Below are 23,773 nucleotides of genomic sequence, written 5' to 3' on the forward strand. Positions count from 1 at the left end.
CAATGCAAAATATGGTGATTTTAGGGGCAACAGGCTCGATAGGTGCTAGCACGCTAAGTGTGATGGCAAATAATCCAGCGGAATTTCATGTCTATGGTCTAGTGGCTAATGCCAGCGTAGATAAAATGCTGGCATTGTGTATTACCTATAAACCTGAATATGCTCATATGGTGGATGAGAGCGCCGCCATGCAACTTAAAGCCTTATTGCCTCAAGGAAGTGTTACTCAGGTAACAACAGGGGCAGAAGCGCTTAATGCATTGGTTACCGATGCTAATACCGATACCGTTATGGCTGCCATTGTTGGTGCTGCTGGATTGGTGCCAACATTTGATGCTGTTAAAGCGGGCAAACGGGTACTGTTAGCCAACAAAGAAGCATTGGTGATGTCGGGTGAATTATTTATGCACACGGCAAGGGCTTCTGGTGCAACAGTGTTACCGGTCGATAGTGAACATAATGCGATTTTTCAATGTTTACCTACCAATGCACAAGCACAATTGGGTTATTGTGATATAGCCGCATCAGGCATCGCTCATATTTTATTAACCGGTTCAGGTGGTCCGTTTTTGCAAACGGATTTATCGACACTTAGTGCGATGACACCGACACAAGCCTGTAATCATCCTAATTGGTCTATGGGACCTAAAATATCTGTCGATTCAGCCACGATGATGAACAAAGGCTTAGAGTTTATTGAAGCACGCTGGTTGTTTAATACTCAGGCCGATCAACTCAAAGTGGTGATACATCCTCAAAGCGTTATTCATTCCATGGTGCAGTACCGCGATGGTTCAGTTATTGCGCAAATGGGTAACCCTGATATGCGTACTCCTATTGCTCATTGTATGAGCTATCCGCAAAGAATTAACGCTGGTGTTGAACCTTTGGATTTTTTCAAAGTCGGACAGTTAAGCTTTTGTGAACCTGACTTCAGTCGATTTCCATGTTTACGTTTAGCAATGCAAGCATGTGAACATGGACAGGAAGCGACCACAGTGTTGAATGCGGCCAATGAAATTGCCGTTGAAGCTTTCTTAAATGGTCAAATACGTTTTACTGATATTGCGGATATAAATGCACGGTGTTTAGATAGCATACCGCAAACATGTTTAGCGAGTATTGGCGATATTTTACAGTTAGATGGACAAGCTCGCATGATAGCAATGTCTGCTATTAAAGCACTTAATTAGTTCAGGGGAATGATGATAGATTTTTTTTGGAGCTTAGGTTCTTTTATTGTTGCATTAGGTATTTTGATTACCGCACACGAATACGGCCATTTTTGGGTTGCCCGTCGTTGTGGGGTAAAAGTTGAACGATTCTCTATTGGTTTTGGTAAAGCCATTTGGCGCAAAATGGGTAAAGATGGCACCGAATATGTGGTGGCTATGATCCCGTTAGGCGGTTACGTCAAAATGCTTGATGAGCGGGTAGAAGACGTCCCAGCCGAGCTCGTCGATCAAGCCTTTAACCGTAAAACGGTATGGCAGCGTATTGCCATTGTTTCAGCAGGCCCCATTGCTAACTTTATTTTTGCTATAGCAGCCTTGTACGTTATGTATCTGATAGGTACTCCATCAATCAAGCCTGTTATTGATAGCACCACGTTAAATAGCCCTGCCAGTGTTATTCAGTTGGTTGAACCGCAACAAATAATGGCAGTATCAGGACAAAAAGTAAGAACCTGGGAAGAGGTTAACTTAGCCTTGGTTAGCCATATTGGTGATGAAAGCATTGATATAACCTTAGCGCCATTATCTGAACTATCAGGTGTGGATATGCCCTTACGTACCGTTAAGCTCGATACGCGTCAGTGGCAATTTGATCCAGAAAAAGAATCTCCAATTACTTCATTAGGTTTAGGCATTTTCCGTCCAGGAATAGATCCTACCATTGCGGTGATCAGCAAAGACAGTGCGGCAGAAAAAGCTGGCATTAGAGTGGGCGATAAACTCGTCAATATTAATGGTGTCCAATACAGTGATTGGAAAGCGTTTGTTGATGTGGTACAAAGCTCTGCCAACAAAAATATTAATATGACATTGATACGTGAAGGTCAATCCATCAATGTGAATGTAGTGCCAAAAGCACAGCAAAATTCTGACGGTAAAACTATCGGAATTATAGGCATTAGTCCAACCCAAGCACCATGGCCTGATAATATGCGCTTTGAGCTTGAGTATGGCATAGTAGATTCGATTGTCGCTGCAACAGATAAAACTTGGCAACTTGTTGCCGTCAGTTTTAAGATGATTGAAAAATTATTTACCGGCGATGTGTCGGTTAAAAACCTCAGTGGTCCTATTTCCATTGCACAAGGCGCTGGCGCCAGTGCAAGTTACGGATTAGTGTACTTTCTAGGGTTTATCGCGCTCATCAGCGTTAACTTAGGGATTATTAATTTAATGCCTTTGCCAGTGCTCGATGGTGGACACTTGCTGTATTACTTTATAGAAGTGATTACTGGTAAGCCTGTACCCGAAAAGGTACAGGAAATAGGTTTCAGGTTTGGTGCAGCTTTGCTGCTAATGTTGATGGGCGTAGCCTTATTCAACGATTTCGCCCGACTCTGAGCAAGACAGACAATAATTAGAAGTGCTCTATGAGATTGAATAAAATTTTTGCCTCGATGTTATTCGTCGGCGCGTCTTTTTCAGGGAATGGTTGGGCAGAGTCTTTCCAACCTTTTGAAGTGACCGACATCCAAGTAGAAGGTTTGCAACGAGTTGCTCTCGGTGCAGCACTATTGAGTTTGCCTGTGAAAGTAGGTGACACAGTAGATGAAGTTAAATTACAGCAAGCGATAAAGAGCCTTTACGGTTCAACCAATTTTGAAAACATTAGTGTCAGTCATGAAGACGGTATACTTTTTGTAACAGTTAAAGAACGTCCAACTATTAGCGTTATCTCGTTCGAAGGTAACAAAGATATTAAAGACGAGCAGTTACAAGAAAGTCTTGACGGTTCTGGTGTTAGAGCTGGCGAATCGCTCGATAGAACTATGTTGACAGGTATTGAAAAAGGTCTGCAAGATTTCTATTACGGTGTGGGTAAATACGGTGCCAAAGTTGAAGCGCAAATCATCAACTTACCTCGTAACCGTGTTGAGCTTAAATTTAAATTCACCGAAGGTTTAGCGGCTGAAATCCGCCAGATAAACGTAGTGGGTAACACTGTGTTTTCTGATTATGAGCTTATTGGTATGCTTGAATTGAAAGATTATGTTGCATGGTGGGATTTGTTTGGTGAGCGTCGTTACCAAAAACAAAAGCTACAAGCTGACCTAGAAACCATCAAAACCTATTACCATAATCAAGGGTATATTCGCTTTGATGTGACCTCAACACAAGTAGCAATGACACCAGACCGTAAAGGTTTGTACATTACTATCAATGTGAATGAAGGCGAAAAGTATAAAGTAAAAGAAGTTAACTTAATTGGTGACCTTATGGGTCGCGAAAAGTTAATGAAAGCTATTTTGCCGATTAAACCCGGTAACATGTACAACGGTGCCGATGTGACATTCACCGAAGAAATGTACAGTAAATACCTTGGTCGCTTTGGTTATGCTTATCCAGAAGTGAAAACGTATCCTGAAATTAACGATGAAACTAAAGAAGTGGTTCTTAACATCAATGTTAATCCAGGTAAACGAGTATACGTTCGCTCGATTAACTTTACTGGTAACACTGTAACCAAAGATGAAGTTATGCGCCGCGAATTGCGCCAAATGGAAGGCGCATGGTTAAATTCGGCCCAAATTGAGCAATCTAAACTACGCCTTAACCGTTTAGGTTATTTTGAAACAGTTGATGCTGAAACTATTCCCGTTCCGGGCAGCGATGATTTAGTTGATGTGGCCGTTAAGGTGAAAGAACAACCATCTGGTTCATTTAATGCAGGTGTTGGTTATGGTACTGAATCAGGCGTGAGTTTGCAGTTTGGTGTTGAGCAAAATAACTTCCTTGGTACAGGTAACCAAGCTGGTTTTAGTATTAATACCAACAAATATTCAAAAAGTGCTAATTTATCTTATACCGACCCATATTTTACTAAAGATGGCGTTAGCTTAGGTGGCAGTATCTTTTGGAATGAATTTGATGCTAACGAGGCTAACCTTGAACGTTATAAGAACAAATCTTATGGTGTTGCATTAAATTCAGGATTCCCCATTAACGAATCTAATCGTTTGAACGGTGGTATTGGTTACCGTCATAATACGATTTCAGAAATATCGTCTTATGAACAAGCATTACGTTTTTATAACGTATATCGTAACGATGATCCTGATTCAGACTTAAGCTTTGATAACTTTGAATTAAATGCTGGTTGGTATCGCAGCACCGTTAACCGTGGTCAGTTTCCAACTGATGGTTCATCACAACGTTTAAGCGGTAAAATGACAGTGCCTGGCTCTGATTTAAAGTACTTTAAAACAGATTTTGACACCAGTTTTTACTTCCCTCTGACACCTCAGCATGGGTTTGTCATGTTAGCGCGTGCTCACTTAGGTTACGCCAATGGTTATGGTAAGTTTGACGACAATGATCAGATATTACCTTTCTGGGAAAACTACTATTCAGGCGGTTCTAGCTCGTTACGTGGCTTTAAATCTAACTCTGTAGGTCCTCGTTCATTTTACTTATACCGTGGTAGTGAAGCATGTTCACCAGATGTGTCTGGTGATGGTTGTAGCTTACCTGGCAACTTAGATACGATTCAAGTGAGTTCAGGGAATTCAATTGGTGGTAATGCCATTGCTACCGCTAGTTTGGAAGTGATTGTTCCGACTCCATTCCTTGATGAAGCTTACACTAACTCAGTGCGGACCAGCTTCTTTCTCGATGCTGGTAACGTTTGGGATACCGAGTTCGACTATGATTCTTACCGAACTCTGCCAGCGGATCAGTTCACTAAATTACAAGACTATAGTGATCCGGATCGCTTACGTGCTTCATGGGGTATGAGTGTGCAGTGGATATCACCAATGGGCCCTATGGTATTTAGCTTAGCTTGGCCACTGAAAGAATATGAAGATGACGAGACAGAGATTTTCTCGTTCAATATTGGCAAAACGTTCTAAAACTAATACACTCGGCAAGTTTTGCTGATAACAACAAGTTTAACAAGGAGTCTACTTTGAAAAAGATGGTAAATCGCGCGTTAATTACATTGGTATTTTGTGCAACACCTATGCTAGCTCAAGCGGAAAAACTCGCTGTAGTTGATATGGGCGAAGTGTTTGAACAACTGCCTCAGCGTGAACAGATTTCAAAATCATTAAAAGCTGAATTTGGAGATCGTGTTGCAAGCGTCCAAAAAATGCAGGAAGAAATGCGTTCTTTGGTTGAAAAGCAACAACGTGATGGCGCGTTAATGAGCGACACACAAAAGACTGAATTAGTGCGTAAAATGGAATCTCTAAAATCTGAATTCCAATTGAAAGGCAAAGCATTAGACGAAGACATGCGTCGTCGTCAAGGTGAAGAGCAAAACAAGCTATTAGTTCTAGTTCAAAAAGCCATTAATACTATTGCTAGTAAAGAACAATATGACATGGTGCTACAACGTGGCGCAGTTATTTTTGTTAAGCCAGAAGCTGATATTAGCAGCCAAGTGGTAGAAGCCTTAAGCAAAGGCCAATAATAAATATGCAGAAAGTGACTTTAAAAGAGCTTGGCCAATTATTGGGGGCAACGGTTAAAGGTGATGACACCCTGGAAATATTTAGCGTGGCTACCCTTGAAAATGCAACTCAAGGCCAACTCTCTTTTTTAGCCAATAGCAAGTATCGCGATCAGCTTGAGGCCACTCAAGCTAGTGCGGTATTGCTGAGCGAAAAAGATGCAAATGGTTATTCTGGCAATGCCTTGATCGTTAACGATCCTTATGTCGGCTTTGCTCGTATAGCGCAATTACTTGATACCACTCCTAAAGAAACCCCCGGTATTCATCCCTCTGCACAAATAGATCCTTCAGCCATTTTGGGTGAAGGTGTTGCCATTGGTGCTAATGCGGTGATTGGTGCTAAAGTTATTTTAGGTGAAAATGTTCAGATAGGTCCTGGTTGTGTTGTTGGTGAAACCAGTATTATTGGTTCAAATTCACGTCTTTGGGCAAATGTGAGTGTTTATCATAATGTTCATATAGGCCATGATTGCATCATCCATTCAGGGTCTGTTATTGGGTCTGATGGTTTTGGTTATGCCAATGAGCGCGGTAACTGGATTAAAATCCCGCAAACCGGTGGTGTTCGGATTGGCAATCATGTCGAAATCGGTGCATGTACTAGTATTGATCGTGGTGCATTATCACATACTGAAATACATGATGGTGTCATAATCGATAACCAAATCCAAATTGCTCATAATGTTATTATTGGGCAAAATACCGCCATTGCAGGTGGTACTATTTTGGCTGGTAGCTGTACCATAGGTAAATACTGTATTATTGGCGGTAATTGTGCAATCGCAGGACACTTGAGTATTGCTGACGGAGTTCATGTTAGCGGCGGAACGAATGTGACCAGCATTATCCGTGATAAAGGTGTGTATTCATCTGCGACGATTGCGATGGAAAATAAATTATGGCGTCGAAACACTGTTCGTTTCCGTCAATTAGATGAGCTTTTTAATCGAGTAAAACATCTCGAAAAAAGTGCTAAGGGCACAGAATAATTGTAATTCTGCCTTATTTAAGGAATGTAGTGTGTCAAATCAATTAAACACCATGGATATTAAAGAGATACTTAAATATCTGCCTCATAGATATCCATTCTTGTTAATTGATCGTGTGTTAGATTTTACCGTAGGTGAGCAATTACATGCGATTAAAAATGTCACGATTAATGAACCATTTTTTCAGGGACATTTCCCTGTACAACCTGTTATGCCTGGGGTTCTAATTTTAGAAGCTATGGCTCAAGCAACAGGTTTGCTTGCGTTTAAAACCATGAGCACAGAACCATCTCCTGACGTATTGTATTATTTTGCTGGTATTGATAAAGCGCGTTTTAGACGTGTTGTTGAGCCAGGCGATCAAATACATTTTCACGTTAAAATGATTAAAGAGCGTCGTGGTATCGGTGTGTTTATTGGTGAAGCCTTGGTTGATGGTGAACTGGTTTGTTCAGCTGAAATTATGTGCGCACGTAGAGAGATTGAAAAGTGATAGATAAATTAGCGTTTGTTCACTCAACAGCCAAAATTGGTAACAATGTCACTATTGGTCCTTGGACCTATATAGGCGAGAATGTTGAAATCGGCGATGACACATGCATCAACTCTCATGTAGTGGTCAAAGGTCCAACCGTTATTGGTAAAGGTAATCGTATTTTTCAATTCGCTTCTGTTGGCGAAGAGTGTCAAGACAAAAAGTACGCAGGCGAACAAACTCGCTTAATTATTGGCGACAATAACATTATTCGTGAGTCGGTTACGATTCACCGTGGTACTACTCAAGACAAGGGTGAAACCCGAATAGGGTCTAATAACCTATTCATGGCGTATGTTCATATTGCTCATGACTGTCTTGTTGGTAATAACGTTATTATGGCCAATAATGCTTCTATTGCTGGTCATGTACATATTGGTGATTGGGTTATTTTAGGCGGCATGACTGGCGTGCACCAGTTTGTTCACATTGGTGAACATGCATTTACCGCCGGAGCATCATTGATTTTACAAGACGTACCGCCGTTTGTTATGGCCGCAGGTTCACCCGCGGCTCCCCGTGGCTTAAACCTTGAAGGTTTGAAACGTCGTGGATTTAGTAAAGCAGACCAGCGTGCTATTCTTAATGCTTATAAAACGGTATTTCGTAAGAGTTTAACCATTGAAGAAGCTAATGCGGAATTAAGCAGTGCGGCCGAAAATGACATAAATGTAAAAGCATTTATGGAGTTTATTAACCACTCTGGTCGTGGCATCATTCGATAGAAGACATAATGACTCACACTTCTCAAAAAATATTTGCCATTGTCGCCGGAGAAATCTCCGGCGATATTTTAGGTGCCGGTTTAGTCAATTCACTTAAACAACGCTATCCAGATGCGCGCTTTATTGGCATTGGTGGTCCTCGTATGCAAGCGCTTGGGTTTGAAAGTTTATTTCCAATGGAAGAGCTTTCGATTATGGGATTAGTCGAGGTGTTATCACATTTACCACGACTGCTGCATATTCGTTCAAGCTTAGTGGAACAAATTACTGAACTAGCGCCAGATTGTTTTATTGGTATTGATGCGCCCGATTTTAACATTGGCCTAGAGCTTAAATTAAAAGTCAAAGGGATTAAAACCGTCCATTATGTTAGCCCGTCAGTATGGGCTTGGCGTCCAAAACGTATATTTAAAATCGCTAAAGCCACTAATATGGTGTTGTCGTTATTGCCGTTTGAGAAAGCGTTTTACGACCAACATCAAGTGCCTTGTACCTTTGTAGGGCATACACTTGCAGACGACATTCCGATGCACAGTGATAAGCTGGCTGCTCGGCAGTTATTAGGATTAGATCCTAATGCTGAATACTTGGCGGTATTGCCGGGATCCAGAGGCGGAGAGCTAAAGCAATTAGCTGAACCGTTTGTCAAAGCGGCCCAATTGGTCAAACAAGCCTATCCAGATATCAAATTTGTCACTCCAGTGGTGAATGATGCTCGTCGTCAACAATTTATTGCTGCGCTTGAACAGTTTGCTCCCGATTTAGAAGTCACTATTGTTGAAGGGCAATCTCGCGAAGTAATGGCTGCCGCGGATTGTATTTTATTGGCATCTGGCACCGCGACGTTAGAGGCTATGTTGGTAAAACGTCCTATGGTGGTGTCGTATCGTGTCAGCCCGATTACCTATGCGATAGGTATGCGGATGATGAAGATTAAAAACTTTTCGTTGCCTAATCTACTCGCTAACGAAACGATCGTGCCAGAACTGATGCAAGCTAATTGCCAACCACAGTTAATTGCCGATGCAGTGATCAAGCAACTCAATCTAGATTTTGCGCCATTAAATGCTCGCTTTGAACAATTACATCAACTACTTAAGTGCAATGCTAGCGAGCGAGCCGCAGATGCTGTGGTTGCGCTAATTGAAACTGCTTAGTGCTGTAGGATAAAACCAATGACTTCTATTAACGCATTACCCGTCGTGATAAAAAATATTACTCCTGAACAAGTTGCCATGATTTCACATGGGCAAGTTGCTGGTGTTGATGAAGTTGGACGTGGTCCATTAGTTGGCGATGTGGTGACTGCTGCGGTGATATTAGATCCGAGTAAACCGATAGTAGGCCTTAACGATTCTAAAAAACTCAGTGAAAAACGTCGCAATGCTTTGTATCAACAGATTATGGATAATGCGTTAAGCGTGAGTGTTGGCCGAGCGAGTCCGGCTGAAATTGATGAGCTGAATATTTTACACGCCACTATGTTGGCAATGCAGCGCGCAGTGGCTGGATTATCTATTTTACCTGAACGAGTATTGGTAGATGGTAATCGGGTGCCAGAGTTTGGTATTGCTAGCCATGCAATTATAAAAGGCGATGGATTAGTTGCCGCCATCAGCGCCGCATCTATTATCGCTAAAGTGACTCGAGATGCAGAGATGGATACGTTAGACACTCAATATCCACAATATGGCTTTGCTAAACACAAAGGTTATCCAACCAAGGCACATTTTGAAGCGTTAGCCTTGTATGGTGTGTTACCTGAGCATCGTAAAAGTTTCAAACCTGTTGCAGAACGTATTTTGCTTCAGGATACCTTGTAATAAGACCAAGATTAAACGACTTAATCATTGGATAACGTCGCTTAGTTTGCTAGTCTAAATCCCGCATTTTCGTGTTGTTTCATTCATCTTTTTCGAAGAAAAAATAATCTATGTCCGATCCTCGTTTTGTTCATTTGCGTGTCCACAGTGATTATTCAATGTCAGATGGCGTTGCCAAAGTGAAACCTATCATTGCAGCCGCTGAAAATCAGGGGATGGCAGCGATAGCATTAACCGATCAAAACAACTTCTGTGGTTTGGTAAAGTTTTATGGTGCTTGTAATAATGCTGGTATTAAACCCATTGTAGGTGCCGATTTTTGGGTGCAAACTCCAGGTTTTGAAAAAGAGTTTTGTGCCTTAACCATTATTGCCATGGATAACGAGGGTTATCAAAATCTGACTCAATTGATCAGTGAAGCTTATCTTCGTGGACATGTCGATAATAGAGTTGTGATAGATCAAGACTGGTTAATCAAATTTAACAGTGGTTTGATCATTCTTTCAGGCGCCAAAGACGGTGACGTTGGTAAGGCATTATTAAAAGGCAATCAACATCAAGTTGAGTCACTGATTGCTTTTTATCAACAACATTTTGAAGATCGTTATTATGTAGAGCTTATCCGTACTGGCCGTGCACATGAAGAACGCTATTTGCACATGGCGGTTGAGCTAGCATCTGAAAAAGGGTTGCCTGTTGTCGCCACTAACCAAGTGGTGTTTTTAAAACAAGATGATTTTGAAGCTCATGAAATTCGTGTCGCTATTCATGATGGTTTTACCTTAGTCGATCCGCGTCGTCCTAAAACCTACAGCGATCAACAATACCTGCGCACCGAAGACGAGATGATCGCCTTGTTTGCCGATATTCCATCGGCCATTCAAAATAGTGTCGAAATTGCTAAGCGCTGTAACGTCACTATTCGCTTACATGAATACTTTTTACCTAATTTCCCGACCGGCGATTTATCGATAGAAGACTTCTTAGTTACTGCCTCAGAAAAAGGCTTAGAAGAACGTCTCGAATTTTTATTCCCTGATCCGCAAGTTCGCCTCGAGAAACGGCCAGAGTATGACGAACGTCTCGAGATTGAACTGAAAGTGATTAACCAAATGGGCTTCCCAGGTTACTTTCTTATTGTGATGGAGTTTATTCAGTGGGGTAAAGATAACGATATTCCAGTCGGCCCGGGTCGTGGTTCTGGTGCAGGTTCGTTAGTGGCATACGCACTAAAAATTACTGATTTAGATCCACTTGAATATGACTTACTGTTCGAGCGTTTCTTGAACCCTGAACGTGTATCCATGCCCGATTTCGACGTCGACTTTTGTATGGACCGCCGTGACGAAGTGATCGATCACGTTGCTGAGCTTTATGGCCGTGAAGCCGTATCACAAATTATTACCTTTGGTACCATGGCCGCCAAAGCCGTGGTACGAGATGTTGGCCGCGTATTAGGTCATCCATATGGCTTTGTTGAACGTCTAACCAAATTAATCCCTGCAGAACCAGGGATGACATTGGCTAAAGCCTTTGAAGTTGAACCCGCGCTTCCTGAAGCCTATGACGGTGATGAAGACGTTAAAGAACTTATCGACATGTGTCGCCGTTTAGAAGGCGTAACACGTAACGCAGGTAAGCATGCCGGCGGTGTGGTGATTGCCCCCACTCGAATTACAGATTTCGCACCTTTATATTGTGACGCCGAAGGCTTAAACCCGGTTACTCAGTTTGATAAAAACGATGTAGAAACAGCTGGTTTGGTTAAGTTCGATTTTTTGGGCTTACGTACCTTAACCATTATTGATTGGGCGTTGCAGATGATAAATCCGCGCCAAATTAAAGAAGGTAAAGAACCGGTACGTATCGAAGCCATTCCACTTGCTGATCCTGCCTGTTTTAGATTATTGCAGCGCTACGAAACCACCGCGGTATTCCAGCTCGAATCTCGTGGTATGAAAGACTTGATTAAACGTCTGCAACCCGATTGTTTTGAAGACATGATTGCACTGGTAGCATTATTCCGCCCAGGTCCCTTGCAGTCAGGCATGGTTGACAACTTTATTGAGCGTAAGCATGGCCGTGAAGAAGTTTCTTACCCAGATGCTGAATATCAGCATGAGTCTTTAAAAGAACTACTAGCACCCACCTACGGTATTATTTTGTACCAAGAGCAGGTGATGCAAATTGCTCAGGTATTGTCAGGTTACACCCTAGGCGGCGCAGATATGCTGCGTCGTGCAATGGGTAAGAAAAAACCTGAAGAAATGGCCAAGCAACGCGGCACCTTTAAAGAAGGGGCTATTAATAACGGCATCGACGGCGACTTGTCGATGAAAATATTCGACTTAGTAGAAAAATTTGCTGGTTACGGTTTTAACAAATCGCATTCAGCTGCCTATGCTTTGGTGTCGTATCAAACCCTGTGGTTAAAAACCCATTTCCCATCGCAGTTTATGGCCGCGGTAATGTCTGCCGACATGGACAACACCGATAAAATTGTCACCTTGGTAGATGAATGTGAGCGCATGGGCTTACCGTTAATTCCGCCAGACGTGAACAAAGGCTTATTTAAATTTACTGTCGATGATGACCTTAATATTGTTTACGGTATTGGTGCGATTAAAGGTGTGGGTGAAGGCCCTGTAGAATCAATTTTAGAAGCACGTAAAGACAGTCCATTTACCGACTTATTTGATTTTTGTGCCCGTGTGGATTTGAAAAAGCTCAACAAACGAGTGATCGAAAAATTGATTTTAGCGGGCGCCTTAGACACGTTAGGGCCGCATCGCGCATCAATGATGGCAACCTTGCCAGAGGCTATTAGTGCCGCAGCACAACACGCAAAAGCAGAAGCCATTGGTCAGCATGACATGTTTGGTTTGCTCAATAGTGAGCCTGAAGACAGTAAGCAAAACTTTGTTCAATGTACACCATGGCCAGATAAAATTTGGCTAGAAGGTGAGCGTGAAACCTTAGGGCTTTATCTTACTGGTCATCCTATCAACCAGTATTTAAAAGAACTTAAGCAATACACTAATGGCCGCTTAAAAGACATTCACCCAACCGAGCGCGGTAAAACCGTTAAAGCGGCGGGATTAGTGGTGGCTACGCGAGTCATGATCACTAAGCGTGGCTCAAAAATGGGTTTAGTCACGTTAGATGATAAAAGTGCCCGTTTAGAAGTGATGTTATTTACCGAACCGTTTGAAAAGTTTGGCCACATGCTTGAAAAAGATCGCATTCTTATTTGTGAAGGTGATGTCAGCTTTGATGATTTTTCTGGCGGCAATCGCATGAACGCGCGCAATATCATTGAAATTGGTGAAGCGCGCAGTCACTTTGCCAAAGCGGTAGAAATCAACGTTCATGGCGATGATGTCACCCCTGATTGGCTAGAAACCTTTGAACAAACATTAACACCGTGGCGTAATGGCGCCGTGCCTGTTGTGATTAACTACACCAAACAACAAGCCAGTGGCAAAATCATGTTAGGTGAAGAATGGCGAGTGAACCCTAGTGATGAATTAATGCTAGCGCTAGAAAGTATGCTTGGTTCAACCAACGTCAAAATCGTGTTTAATTAGGCGATCATCATGATTGAAAAGTCTTCGTTATCAGAGCAAATGAGTGCACAACAACTGTTAAGTTTGCTCGAACAAGCTGTATTACCTCTTTACCAAATGAGTGTAGTTAAAGATGAATCATCGCCTAAGTTAGTACTGGCTTACAGTGGCGGAGTTGACTCAGAGGTGCTGGCGTATGGGTTAAGTGTATTTGCGCAAAAACACCCACATATTGCTTGCCTGCTTATTCATGTTCACCATGGGCTTAGTGCAAATGCCGACACTTGGGTACAACATTGTGTCACCCGAGCAGGGCATTACCAATTACCACTGCAAGTAGAACGAGTTAACGTTGATAAAGGCCCCAGACAAAGTCTTGAGGCACAAGCTCGCGACGCTCGTTATCAAGCATTTGATCGTTACCTTAATCCGGGTGACATACTGCTAACCGCCCACCACCAAGATGACCAACTCGAAACGCTATTGCTGGCGCTAAAGCGGGGACAAGGGCCAAAAGGATTGGCGGCAATGGGCGTTATGCAAGCGTATAAACAGTCATGGTTACTTCGGCCGTTATTATCAATAAGCCGTGATCAAATAGAGCAATTTGCCGTTGAATATCACTTAACTCACATTGAAGATGAAAGTAATCAAGACAACAGTTATGACCGTAACTTTCTCCGTTTAGATATTATCCCGCGTTTAAAGCAGCGTTGGCCCAGTATTGCAACAACAGCAGCGAGAAGTGCGGCATTGTGTGCTGAACAACAACACATTGTTGATGATGAAGTCAGTCATCGCTTACCTCAATGGTTAGTATTAGCCCGTGATGTCAATGCATTAATGACCGAATCAAGCGGGTTTACGCTTACTGATTTTGGTCAATTGAGTGCCGCTTGGCAAGCATTACTGTTTCGTGGTTATTTAATTCATTGTGGCGTTAGTTTACCTTCGCAAGCGCAATTACAGCAGATACTGTCACAGCTTTTAGCCGCCAAAGATGATGCTAACATGTCAATTCAATGGGGTGAGTATCACGTTAAGCGTTTTGCCCGTGTGGCATATGTACTCAAAAACAGTGAGCTGGAAACGCCACCTTCTAGCCAATTAACGGCTGACTTTATCAGCCTAGTTAATGGCGATATAACAGATATGATGTGTGAAATCGGCCAGCATCAATATCATTTAAGCCAACAAACATCTGTTGATATACCTTTATTAGCTTTGCCGCCAACTATCAGCAACATCACGATATGCTTTGGCGCTGTTGGCTCTATAAAATGTTATCCGCAATTTGCCTCATCACAACGTCAAAAACCGCGTGAGTTAAAAAAACTGTGGCAAGAATGTAATATCCCACCTTGGCGTCGCCAGCAAATCCCATTGGTTTTTTATGATGACGTATTAGTTGCCGCTATCGGCTTATGGATCGATAAACGTTATTTGGCGCAAGCAGGGCAGCAAGGGATAAGTTTACCGCTTTTGACAAAGAGATAAAAAAGCGATCAGGCCTAGTGATGTTGACATATGCCTTGTTGATTGAGCAGTGAAGTAGCTTGTGTTTCAATGTTTTCCCCATTTATGTTCGTACCGTAGTTAAACTCAGTAGCAAACCATGAAGAGTCCATGTCTGCTTTATTGTTTAATGCAATGGGCAGTATTGAACACAATTTACTGATAGCCACATCGAGCTGCTTTGAATCAATTAATTGTAATGTCGTGGTAGCCATTTGGATTTCAGCTGCTGCAACACTTTGTCCGCCATAAGCAAATATCTTCAATCCGACAACGCCAGCTGTACTCATTCCTAAAATAAAGCTGAAAATTCCTATGATGATAATTTTCATATACTTTCCTTGTTTTTGCTAGAATGCAAACGACATAATATGTCATCATGAGCATCTAAGTTAACCAGTTTGACATAATATGTCAAATTTTTTTGATTTATTTGTTTAACCTTGATTTAAAAAGGACCGATATACTTCTTTCGATTTAATCACTAGCTGTTACAATTATTTTTCTTAATATTTAACAAAGGATGTTGTCTGTGAATACCTTTCGTTTATTAGCCGTGTTTGGTGTGTTTTTGCTACCAAGCGTAAATGCTACGCCATTTCAATTTGATCAAAAAACCTACCGTCAAGATGTACAAACCCTCGCGAGTGATGAGTTTGAAGGGCGTGGGCCATTGTCCCATGGTGAAAAGCTGACAGTTGAGTATTTAGAAAGTGCATACAAAGCGATGGGACTTGCCCCAGGTTTTGGTGACAGTTACCGTCAAGCTGTGCCAATGGCGAAAATTACTGCCGATCAAACAATGCAACTGACTATGGGTGATGTAGTGTTTAAAAACGGCACTGATTTCACCGCACGTACAGAGCAAGTGTTACCTCAAGTCAGTTTAGATAACAGCGATGTAGTGTTTGTTGGCTATGGTATTAATGCGCCAGAATATCAGTGGAATGACTACGCCAATGTCGATGTAAAAGGCAAAACAGTGATCATGCTGGTCAATGACCCAGGATTTGCCACCCAAGACCCAGCCATCTTTAAAGGTAATGCCATGACCTATTATGGTCGTTGGACTTACAAATATGAAGAAGCTGCAAGGCAGGGGGCCAAAGCGGTGTTTATTGTGCATGAAACTGCACCAGCAGCTTATGGCTGGAACGTAGTAGAAAACAGCAACACCAATACTAAATACACCTTAGTTGACGAACATAAAAATCAATCACACATTGGCGTTATGGGTTGGATCCAACATCAAACCGCGCAAAAGGTGTTTCAGGCAGCAGGACTAGATTATGACAAGGTAAAATTAACTGCGGCTAAGGCTGGGTTTAAGTCTATTCCTTTAAAGCTTAAAGCTAATTTAACGGTGAAAAATACCATAGAATTAGCCACCTCATATAATGTCGCCGGGTTATTACCTGGTACAACTCAAGCCGATGAATGGGTGGTCATGCATGCTCATTGGGATCATTTAGGTAAAACCGTTCAAGATGGCAAGACCCGTATTTATAACGGTGCCGTTGATAATGCATCGGGTGTCGCTGGGGTATTACAACTTGCTCGTCATTTTAAACAGCAAAACAAAGCACCAAAACGGTCTATTTTGTTTGCAGCCTTTACCGCAGAAGAAACGGGCCTTATTGGCGCGCAATACTTTGCCGCCCATCCACCAGTACCGACCAAGCAATTGGTGTCATTTTTAAACATAGATGGCATGAACGTAGGCAAAAGCGTGGATTACATCTTGCGTTATGGCCAAGGAGTGTCAGAGCTTGAAACTTATTTAGATGATGCTACCAAAGCGCAAGGCCGTACTGTAAAAGCCGATCCTCGTCCGCAAAATGGTTTAATGTTCCGTTCAGACCATTTTGCCTTAGCCCAACAAGGTGTACCCGGCCTAATGTTCATGAGCTTAGGTGATACCGACCCAGATTACATCGCCCACAAGTACCATCAAGCTGCCGATGACTACGATGCCAGCTGGGATTTAGGCGGGGTAGAACAAGACTTAGCCTTAATCAGCGACATTATTGAAAAGCTAGCCAACAACAACGACTGGCCAAAATGGATCGAAGATTCAGACTTTAAAAAGCGTCGAGCTAAAGACGGTAAGTAAAGACGGTAAGTAATGTCAGTTGGCTATTAAAAAGTGATTAGATAAGCAAAAGGAGGCAAAAGCCTCCTTTTTGGTATTATCGTATAAATGTTAATATTTATACGATAAGTGGGTTAGCTATTCCACTATATCACTGGTTTTCCACCACATGACAAAAGAACGGGTGGGACAAAATAATTTCCAACGATTATCTTCGGTCGCGGTAAGATGTTTATCAATATTTTGATGAAATAGATGCTCAACATCTTGTTGAATATTACCCATAAACGTTAAATCATCATAGGCTTCTTGCTTGGTGTTATAGATAGCCTCAAAACCATCATCAAGGATTAACACATTTGGTTCTGCGCCCATGTCGTAAAGCATATTGTAAGTAATGTTATAACTAAATGCTCTGTCCTTTGTTGTTTTGCTTCTTTTAGCATTGGGAATCATACCTTCTAGAAACTCAAAATGAATCTGTTTTAAACTCGGCGCATTGGCAAATGCGATGATAATGGCATATTTTCTGGCAATTTTATTGAGCTTTTTTAAATCGGCTAAACCGACTGAACGGGAAGCTATTGCTATATCATGCATGCCTATTTGTTCTAAAGCATCTTCAGCTTCCCAATCTTGTAATAGCGGTTTGATATTATCAACACCTGCATTTTTAGCGTTTTTCATACAGCGGGCTAACATATTAGGAAAGGCATCCACAGCCGTTACTTGGCGAGCTCTGTGAGCTAATGGCACAGATAAACGACCCGGGCCACAACCAATATCGACAACGGTATCACTTGCTTCAATAGGCATACAGGCGACTTGCTGTTCGCTAAAACGTGCTTCAAGACGGATCATTCCATCATACATTTCGGCAAACTCATCCCAATTCAATAGAAACTCACTTTCTGGTCTCTTTTTTTTAGATAAGCGCTTATGTAGCAATTGCCAATTGATTAAACTTTGCATTATTAATACCTTATATCCACCGATATTGAATTTTATCTCTAGTAGACTTGATATAAAACGAATAAAAGTAACGCTAGCTCAAAAAATTGAAAAATAAGAACGTTAACTTTATCGAGTTAAGCTCTGGAGGTGATGCTTATTAGCTGATACATATGAGCTGATCTTCAAAGTCCTCAAGTTCAGAGTTGAACTTGGACATTTTAGAGTCAAAAAATTAACTCTCTTATATCTCATTTTGTGTTAGTTAAGTTTATCAGGATAAAAATAATAATAAGTCAATGGAAAGTGAAATACTTTAAATCTCACCTTAAAAGGTGTAATCAGAACAGACAATTAGCCGAAAGGTTGTACAAAATACCACTACCGTTAAAAAGCAAATTCCTATAGCATAAAATATACAGATTAATATGGATGTGGCATCGGCCAAGCCTAACAAGCGATTTATGCCTTGCAAGCAGCGCAACGCATAAATACTAAAACGTTATGTGTTTAAGATTATTCTCAGTAAATTCACGGATGAGGAGTCCAAAATGAAATTAAACAATAAACTAAATCGAGCGCAGCTTGGTGCTGTAACCTTATGCTTAGGAACTTCACTTGGTATGTCTATATTCGTTGGGAGTTCATCGCCTTTCATAGGATTAATGTTTGGTATAATTACAATTGGTGTTTATGTCATGATTATTTCTGGAAAGTGGGGTACAAAACACACATATAGAAAGTGGAGTGCAAAAAACAAATAACTAATAAGGATAGGCAGTGAGAAGCCGCGTCCTAATTTAGTGGTGCCATCCATGGCCAGATCACGTCATTTTCTTCAACGTCCTCAAGTTCAGAGTTGAATTTGTCCATTTTCAATAGTTGATTAATGAGTTTTCATGCAAACCTATCTACAATAAACATCATAAATCTTTGCAGTAACATACTGTTTTTTGTACAGTTATAATTCATTTATGTAAAAACAACAGTGTTGCTTCTCGTTATGTAATCGCAAAAATTCTCGATTCTCTCCATAAAGAGCATCCAAGCGCTAATGAGTTGATTTAGCTAATACATGCTGATAAGTTACTAATCAATATTAATAAAAAATGAGATTAAAGTTGAATTTTGTTGGCTTCTCAGGATGTTCATCGGAATTCACGCTGATACGCTGTTATGTTTTATTCACTCACGGAAGGTATATATGAAAAAAATCAGTATTGTTTTGTTAGTTTTAAGTCTAGTAGGTTGTCAAAGCACTTCAACAAATGTGACCCCAGAATTTACGTCTGATATTATTGAAATTGAATCAACAGAATTAAATAATTATTGGGTCGTAAGCTCGAAGAAAATAAAGATGTTAAAGAAACGCCCTAACTGGTTACCGAAAGGGAAAGGTGAGTGGATAGTATTAACTGTAATTGATTCTAATGGGCATACCGTAGAAAATACTTTAATTAGTTCAAACCCTGAAGGGTTTATGACACAAGAACAAATAAATAAAATGCCTAAAACCCAGCTCGTTGCATCTGGTTCAAATAAGAGTCGAGTACCTGTTAAGTTTTATAGTACAGGTAGAGTTGCTCCTAGAAACGAACTTTAAAACATAACTAAGGATAGGCCGCGCGAAGCCGCATCCTTATCCCAAGTGTGAACAAGCCCGAACACGTGAGATGTGACTCTTTATTATGTCAATAACAGCTCGAGAAAATGCACTGTTTGATGTGATTGTTAGCTAGCTACTTTTCAGTAGTCAGCAAGTTCCCTTAGCCTCTCTGCCAATTAGTTAACTTGCTATATTTCAGTATCTTAAATTAACCCTCCGCGGTATTCAGTTAAACTATTATCATTTTCAACGTTAGGGTGTGGGCGATAAGTTTGTCGGTCGTTTCACTATCATAAAAATGGGTGATGGCATGGTTAATGTATTTTCGCTACGCTAAATGCTATAAATAACCTTTTTTAAGTGTTATGTGTTACTGGAGGTTTTGTGACAATAATTTTCGACCTTAAGTCAGAATTTTGTGAGTGGGCAACAGATATCAATGAGGAAATTATTGCTACCTTTCCCAATTTTTTCGATCAAAACCCCCTAATAGGCTCAGATGAGTGGTGGGAATCTTCTGAATTTGAAATTACAAACGGGAAGATAAGCCATGCAGGTCCCTTGCTTGACGATGGTGAGTTAGTTGATGTTATTTCCATTGAAATATTAGATGACGACTACAATAGTATTGGTGGATATCCAGAAAAACTTATTGATCGTGAGGACTTTTGGTTGCATGAAGCTGTAACGGTAGATAAATTGGTTGAAACCAAGTCAATTACAATTATGCCATCTGGAGAGTTGGACGAAACCTCCATTTATTTAGAAACAAAGGTCCGAGTTTGGTAACACATAACAAGCCACACCATCGGAAAACCACTCACTGGGTGCGCCAAAGCTTTCGCGCTTTCCGATGCTTGAGGCGTTAGGCGATATGAAAACTGAGACTAAAACTCAAGAGTGGTTTTTGCGTGATCCAAGGACACGGAAATGGATTAGGCAATGTGCTGCTTGTGGCCAATATGGCAGAGATCCTGGAACACCGGATGATATCCCAAAAATTAATTTTGAGGATATGTTTCCAGTAATGGAGCTAGATGTCCGTGGTTTATGCCAAATTTGCGCTCCAAGGTTTAAATAAATATTTATTTGAGCCAAACACCAAACAAGTTAAATCATCCGAAATCACTCGCTGTTTAAAAATGCATAAATTCAACTCTGGACTTGGATTAGTGGTGAATTTAGTGGGGTCAGGGTAAAGTTTTACAAAAAGATAAGTTGTAACTCACTTTTGTTCAAAAACGAGTTAGTCTCAGCTTTCAAATGGTTAAATTCAACTCTGAACTTGAGGCTGTTGAAGAAAATAGCGTGAAGCTCACATGGATGTGAGCTTAGTTTTCGCGGTACAGGATGTACCATCGGAAGCGTTAGCATTTTCACTCTTTATTGTAAGATGGGCCGAAGAGCTAAATACGCGGCCAAAAACTCGATTAATTTCCGTCGCAATTTTTACGCTGCTGTTGTTTGGTTAAAAAGCGAAAATGTTGCCGGAACGGCAGGGGTGATCCAAGAGGGGATTGCTGTTGATCCCCTTTTGGTCCGTGCAGGGTGGAACCTTGCGATCTTAATTCAAACGCAGTTTGATAAATCTGGTGTGGGTGAAGCGCCACGACGTTAGTGGCCGCAGGCCATAAAAAGCTTAACCACCATTAAGCCAAAGATGACTTAACCACTAAACAAGACACCAACTTCTGTTTCCCATACTGCATCACTTGCGCCAATTCTGATTGACTAATCGGTACATACGCCGCATTAATCGCATCTTTTTGTGCTTCAACAAACGGGTCGTGAATAAACATAAACTGCTCGTTGTAACCGCTTAATACCACCCAATGTGGGCCTTTCTCGCCATTAAAGCGATAGGTGCTGATCATCAGCAAAACTACATAACCGCTGTCTATCCAGTCACGAAGTTGAGCCAAACTTGGCGAGGTATTATGGATCTCAATGCCTTGTGCAGCCAATTGTTGGCAAAAATCGTCATGCACAATCGTGATGACTTCTTTTTTATTACTATCACGTACGCTATCAATAAAAGGGACTGACGTTGATTGGCTGTACATCTCAATTTGTAAGCCACGTTTAATCGCCGCCAACGCCAAACCATGAACACTGCAACCACCATGACCGCTGGTCATAAAAATAGTAGTGGCTTCGCGCCAGATGCTCAGCTCATCAACTCGACTTGGTTGATATTGCGGTTTAATAGCACTCATGGCCATCATTAAGCAGGCTGCGCCACAGGTGAATGGTGTGGTTTGTACATATAATGGCATCTTAATCACTTTGCTTGGCCCTGGAGGGTCTAAGCGTTTGTGCATGCGTACGCCATCGGCCAAGTCGTCATAATAATGCACTAAGGTTTTTAGGACTTTATAACCCATTTTCAAATAAAGATTTTTTGCGGCGATATTGTCGTTTCGCACTTCTAGGCGTAATGTAATGAAACCACGCTCGACCACGGTGTGCTCACATTGTGTGACCAGTTCAAAGGCAATATTGCGGCCTCTAAATTCGCTAGCAACGGCAATAGAGTACAGCCTAGCTAGCCGAGTGCCACGATGAAACAACACTAGGGCATAGCCTGCCAGTGTACCGTCTATTTCTACCACTAATAAGCTGTCTAGTGGCGAATTAATGAAACGTTTCATCTGCCGTGAACTGATTTTATCACCGCTAAATGCATTATTTTCGATGTGGTTTAGTTGTGGTAAATCGCTGGGGATAGCTTGACGAAGCAGCATGAGTCGGCTCGAGTTGGCAAACATGATAGTGGCTTAATTTACGCGCTAAACCGCACAAGAGGCAACAGATATTTATGGCTCATTTTTTAATTGTCACCGACGATGTTAATGATTGGCGTCCTTATTTACCCAGTGACCATATGGTCACGGTTCATGATTATTTAGAAATGGGTGCATTTGCAGATCAAAGTGCCATGCAAGTGATTAACTTGTGTCGCAGTTATGACTATTTAAGTACCGGTTATTACTGCTCGCTCATGGCTGAAGCTCGCGGTCATAGGGTGATCCCTAGGGTAATGACCATTAATGATTTATCTCAAGACCGTTTTTTTAGTTTGCCGCAATCAGACTTAGATAAGCTACCAGATACGGTGAATGAAGTGACCATGAAGCTGTTTTTTGGCTATTGTGATAATCCATCACTGGAGAAGCTTGCGCGTAAAATATTTGAACGTTTTACCGTGCCTGTATTGCAGGTGAGTTTGTTAAAAATGTCAGGTAAATGGCAAGTTAACACCATTGAGCCCGCTGCGTTTCAAGACTTAACCGACTCAGAACAAGATTTATTTGCCAAGTATCTTGAAGTGTTTTCGCAAAAAGTGTGGCGTTTACCGAAACCGTCGAAACGTTATCGTTACGAAATTGCCATGTTGGTGGATGAGCATGAAAAAATGTTGCCATCAAACAAAGGCGCACTCAAGCTATTTACTAAGTCAGCTAATCGTATTGGTATGGATTTGGTCCAAATAGGATCTCATGATCTGGCTCGGTTAAGCGAATTTGATGGTTTATTTATTCGCTCAACCACCAATATCAGCAACTTTACCTATCGGTTTGCAAAAGCTGCTGAGCAACTTGGGTTGGTGGTAATGGACGATCCTGAATCCATTATGAAGTGTACTAATAAGGTATTTTTAACCGAGCTATTAAATAAACATAAAGTGCCTGTACCCAAAAGTTTAATCTTTAAAGCCTCAGATAAAAACTGGGCCGATAATGTGATTGATACCATCGGCTTACCGATTGTGCTTAAAGTGCCTGATGGCGCATTTTCGCTCGGGGTGGTTAAAGTGAAAGACCGTGAAACCTTACTTGAACAAGCTGCTATAATTTTTGAACACAGTGCGTTAATTTTAGCCCAAGCGTTTATGCCAACCGATTATGATTGGCGTATCGGGGTGTTAAATCGTCAACCTATTTATGCCTGTCGTTACTTTATGAGTCGCGGCCATTGGCAGATTTACCAACATCATCAAAGTGGCCGCGTAAGCAGTGGTGATTTTGACTGTATCGATTTGAAAATGGTGCCGCAAAATATTGTTGATGCAGCGGTAAAAGCGTCTAATTTAATTGGTGCAGGATTGTATGGTGTCGATTTAAAAGAAATAGACGGAAAAGCTTATGTGATTGAAGTGAATGACAATCCAAGTATTGACCATGGAGTCGAGGATTTGTTTTTAGGTGATTTAGTTTATGATCGTGTAATGACGGAGTTTTTAAGACGTATTCAACTGCGTGGAATGTAATGTCATTTTA

At 41.4% G+C, this 23,773-nt stretch carries 21 protein-coding genes; 18 read left to right on the forward strand and 3 right to left on the reverse strand.

Annotation, left to right across the window (positions count from 1 at the left end; all coding sequences use genetic code 11):
* Nucleotides 1–2 precede the first annotated feature (2 nt).
* From ispC to tilS, 11 genes are all read left to right on the forward strand, one after another.
* Nucleotides 3–1,193 (forward strand): 1-deoxy-D-xylulose-5-phosphate reductoisomerase, encoded by a 1,191-nt coding sequence (ispC, locus tag FCN25_RS16815; protein WP_137227445.1) that lies wholly within the window; start codon nt 3–5, stop codon nt 1,191–1,193.
* Between the two features lie 12 nt (nt 1,194–1,205).
* Entirely contained in the window at nt 1,206–2,576 is a 1,371-nt protein-coding gene (rseP, locus tag FCN25_RS16820) for a sigma E protease regulator RseP (protein WP_137227446.1), read from the forward strand.
* Nucleotides 2,577–2,605: 29 nt separating this feature from the next.
* Complete coding sequence (bamA, locus tag FCN25_RS16825; protein ID WP_137226562.1) at nt 2,606–5,086, forward strand: outer membrane protein assembly factor BamA; 2,481 nt, start codon at nt 2,606–2,608, stop codon at nt 5,084–5,086.
* Nucleotides 5,087–5,151: 65 nt separating this feature from the next.
* A complete protein-coding gene (locus FCN25_RS16830; protein ID WP_137227447.1) occupies nt 5,152–5,649 on the forward strand; it encodes an OmpH family outer membrane protein in 498 nt (165 codons plus the stop codon).
* A 5-nt stretch (nt 5,650–5,654) separates the two neighbouring features.
* Nucleotides 5,655–6,680 carry a UDP-3-O-(3-hydroxymyristoyl)glucosamine N-acyltransferase gene (gene lpxD / locus FCN25_RS16835; RefSeq protein WP_137226563.1) on the forward strand — a complete coding sequence of 342 codons (1,026 nt, stop codon included), beginning with the start codon at nt 5,655–5,657 and terminating at the stop codon, nt 6,678–6,680.
* Nucleotides 6,681–6,711: 31 nt separating this feature from the next.
* Nucleotides 6,712–7,173 (forward strand): 3-hydroxyacyl-ACP dehydratase FabZ, encoded by a 462-nt coding sequence (gene fabZ, locus FCN25_RS16840; protein ID WP_137226564.1) that lies wholly within the window; start codon nt 6,712–6,714, stop codon nt 7,171–7,173.
* The gene (lpxA, locus tag FCN25_RS16845; protein ID WP_137226565.1) at nt 7,170–7,940 is read left to right on the forward strand and encodes an acyl-ACP--UDP-N-acetylglucosamine O-acyltransferase; all 771 of its coding nucleotides are present in this window, start codon (nt 7,170–7,172) and stop codon (nt 7,938–7,940) included. Before fabZ ends, lpxA begins: the two co-directional genes overlap by 4 nt.
* Nucleotides 7,941–7,948: 8 nt before the next feature.
* Nucleotides 7,949–9,097: a lipid-A-disaccharide synthase gene (gene lpxB / locus FCN25_RS16850; RefSeq protein WP_137226566.1), complete on the forward strand. Its 1,149-nt coding sequence runs from the start codon at nt 7,949–7,951 to the stop codon at nt 9,095–9,097.
* Between the two features lie 78 nt (nt 9,098–9,175).
* Entirely contained in the window at nt 9,176–9,763 is a 588-nt protein-coding gene (gene rnhB, locus FCN25_RS16855) for a ribonuclease HII (protein WP_137227448.1), read from the forward strand.
* 110 nt (nt 9,764–9,873) lie between these two features.
* Nucleotides 9,874–13,350 (forward strand): DNA polymerase III subunit alpha, encoded by a 3,477-nt coding sequence (dnaE, locus tag FCN25_RS16860; RefSeq protein ID WP_137226567.1) that lies wholly within the window; start codon nt 9,874–9,876, stop codon nt 13,348–13,350.
* Nucleotides 13,351–13,359: 9 nt separating this feature from the next.
* Complete coding sequence (tilS, locus tag FCN25_RS16865; RefSeq protein WP_137226568.1) at nt 13,360–14,826, forward strand: tRNA lysidine(34) synthetase TilS; 1,467 nt, start codon at nt 13,360–13,362, stop codon at nt 14,824–14,826.
* A gap of 14 nt (nt 14,827–14,840) precedes the next feature.
* Here tilS and FCN25_RS16870 read toward each other — a convergent pair whose 3' ends face one another.
* Nucleotides 14,841–15,176 (reverse strand): hypothetical protein, encoded by a 336-nt coding sequence (locus FCN25_RS16870; protein ID WP_137226569.1) that lies wholly within the window; start codon nt 15,174–15,176, stop codon nt 14,841–14,843.
* 191 nt (nt 15,177–15,367) lie between these two features.
* Between FCN25_RS16870 and FCN25_RS16875 the strand changes: the two genes are divergently transcribed.
* Complete coding sequence (locus FCN25_RS16875) at nt 15,368–16,957, forward strand: M28 family metallopeptidase (protein WP_137226570.1); 1,590 nt, start codon at nt 15,368–15,370, stop codon at nt 16,955–16,957.
* A gap of 117 nt (nt 16,958–17,074) precedes the next feature.
* Here FCN25_RS16875 and FCN25_RS16880 read toward each other — a convergent pair whose 3' ends face one another.
* On the reverse strand, nt 17,075–17,908 hold the full coding sequence (locus FCN25_RS16880) for a class I SAM-dependent methyltransferase (RefSeq protein ID WP_137226571.1): 834 nt from the start codon (nt 17,906–17,908) through the stop codon (nt 17,075–17,077).
* Nucleotides 17,909–18,438: 530 nt separating this feature from the next.
* Here FCN25_RS16880 and FCN25_RS16885 point away from each other — a divergent pair.
* The 5 genes from FCN25_RS16885 to FCN25_RS16905 all read left to right on the forward strand — a co-directional run bounded on the left by FCN25_RS16885 (nt 18,439) and on the right by FCN25_RS16905 (nt 21,111).
* Nucleotides 18,439–18,651: a hypothetical protein gene (locus tag FCN25_RS16885; protein WP_137226572.1), complete on the forward strand. Its 213-nt coding sequence runs from the start codon at nt 18,439–18,441 to the stop codon at nt 18,649–18,651.
* A 440-nt stretch (nt 18,652–19,091) separates the two neighbouring features.
* The gene (locus FCN25_RS16890; protein ID WP_137226573.1) at nt 19,092–19,490 is read left to right on the forward strand and encodes a hypothetical protein; all 399 of its coding nucleotides are present in this window, start codon (nt 19,092–19,094) and stop codon (nt 19,488–19,490) included.
* A 387-nt stretch (nt 19,491–19,877) separates the two neighbouring features.
* The gene (locus FCN25_RS16895) at nt 19,878–20,282 is read left to right on the forward strand and encodes a hypothetical protein (protein WP_137226574.1); all 405 of its coding nucleotides are present in this window, start codon (nt 19,878–19,880) and stop codon (nt 20,280–20,282) included.
* Nucleotides 20,283–20,367: 85 nt separating this feature from the next.
* Nucleotides 20,368–20,574, forward strand: coding sequence for a hypothetical protein (locus FCN25_RS16900; RefSeq protein WP_137226575.1), 207 nt, complete (start codon nt 20,368–20,370; stop codon nt 20,572–20,574).
* 312 nt (nt 20,575–20,886) lie between these two features.
* A complete protein-coding gene (locus FCN25_RS16905) occupies nt 20,887–21,111 on the forward strand; it encodes a hypothetical protein (RefSeq protein ID WP_137226576.1) in 225 nt (74 codons plus the stop codon).
* Between the two features lie 31 nt (nt 21,112–21,142).
* On the opposite strand, the gene FCN25_RS16910 is transcribed toward FCN25_RS16905, so the two are convergent.
* Nucleotides 21,143–22,237 carry a GNAT family N-acetyltransferase/peptidase C39 family protein gene (locus FCN25_RS16910; RefSeq protein WP_137226577.1) on the reverse strand — a complete coding sequence of 365 codons (1,095 nt, stop codon included), beginning with the start codon at nt 22,235–22,237 and terminating at the stop codon, nt 21,143–21,145.
* A gap of 74 nt (nt 22,238–22,311) precedes the next feature.
* Here FCN25_RS16910 and FCN25_RS16915 point away from each other — a divergent pair, with 74 nt between their 5' ends.
* Nucleotides 22,312–23,763, forward strand: coding sequence for a RimK family protein (locus tag FCN25_RS16915; RefSeq protein ID WP_137226578.1), 1,452 nt, complete (start codon nt 22,312–22,314; stop codon nt 23,761–23,763).
* Nucleotides 23,764–23,773: the final 10 nt, after the last annotated feature.

Source organism: Shewanella sp. MEBiC00475, assembly GCF_005234075.1.
GTDB lineage: Bacteria > Pseudomonadota > Gammaproteobacteria > Enterobacterales > Shewanellaceae > Shewanella > Shewanella polaris.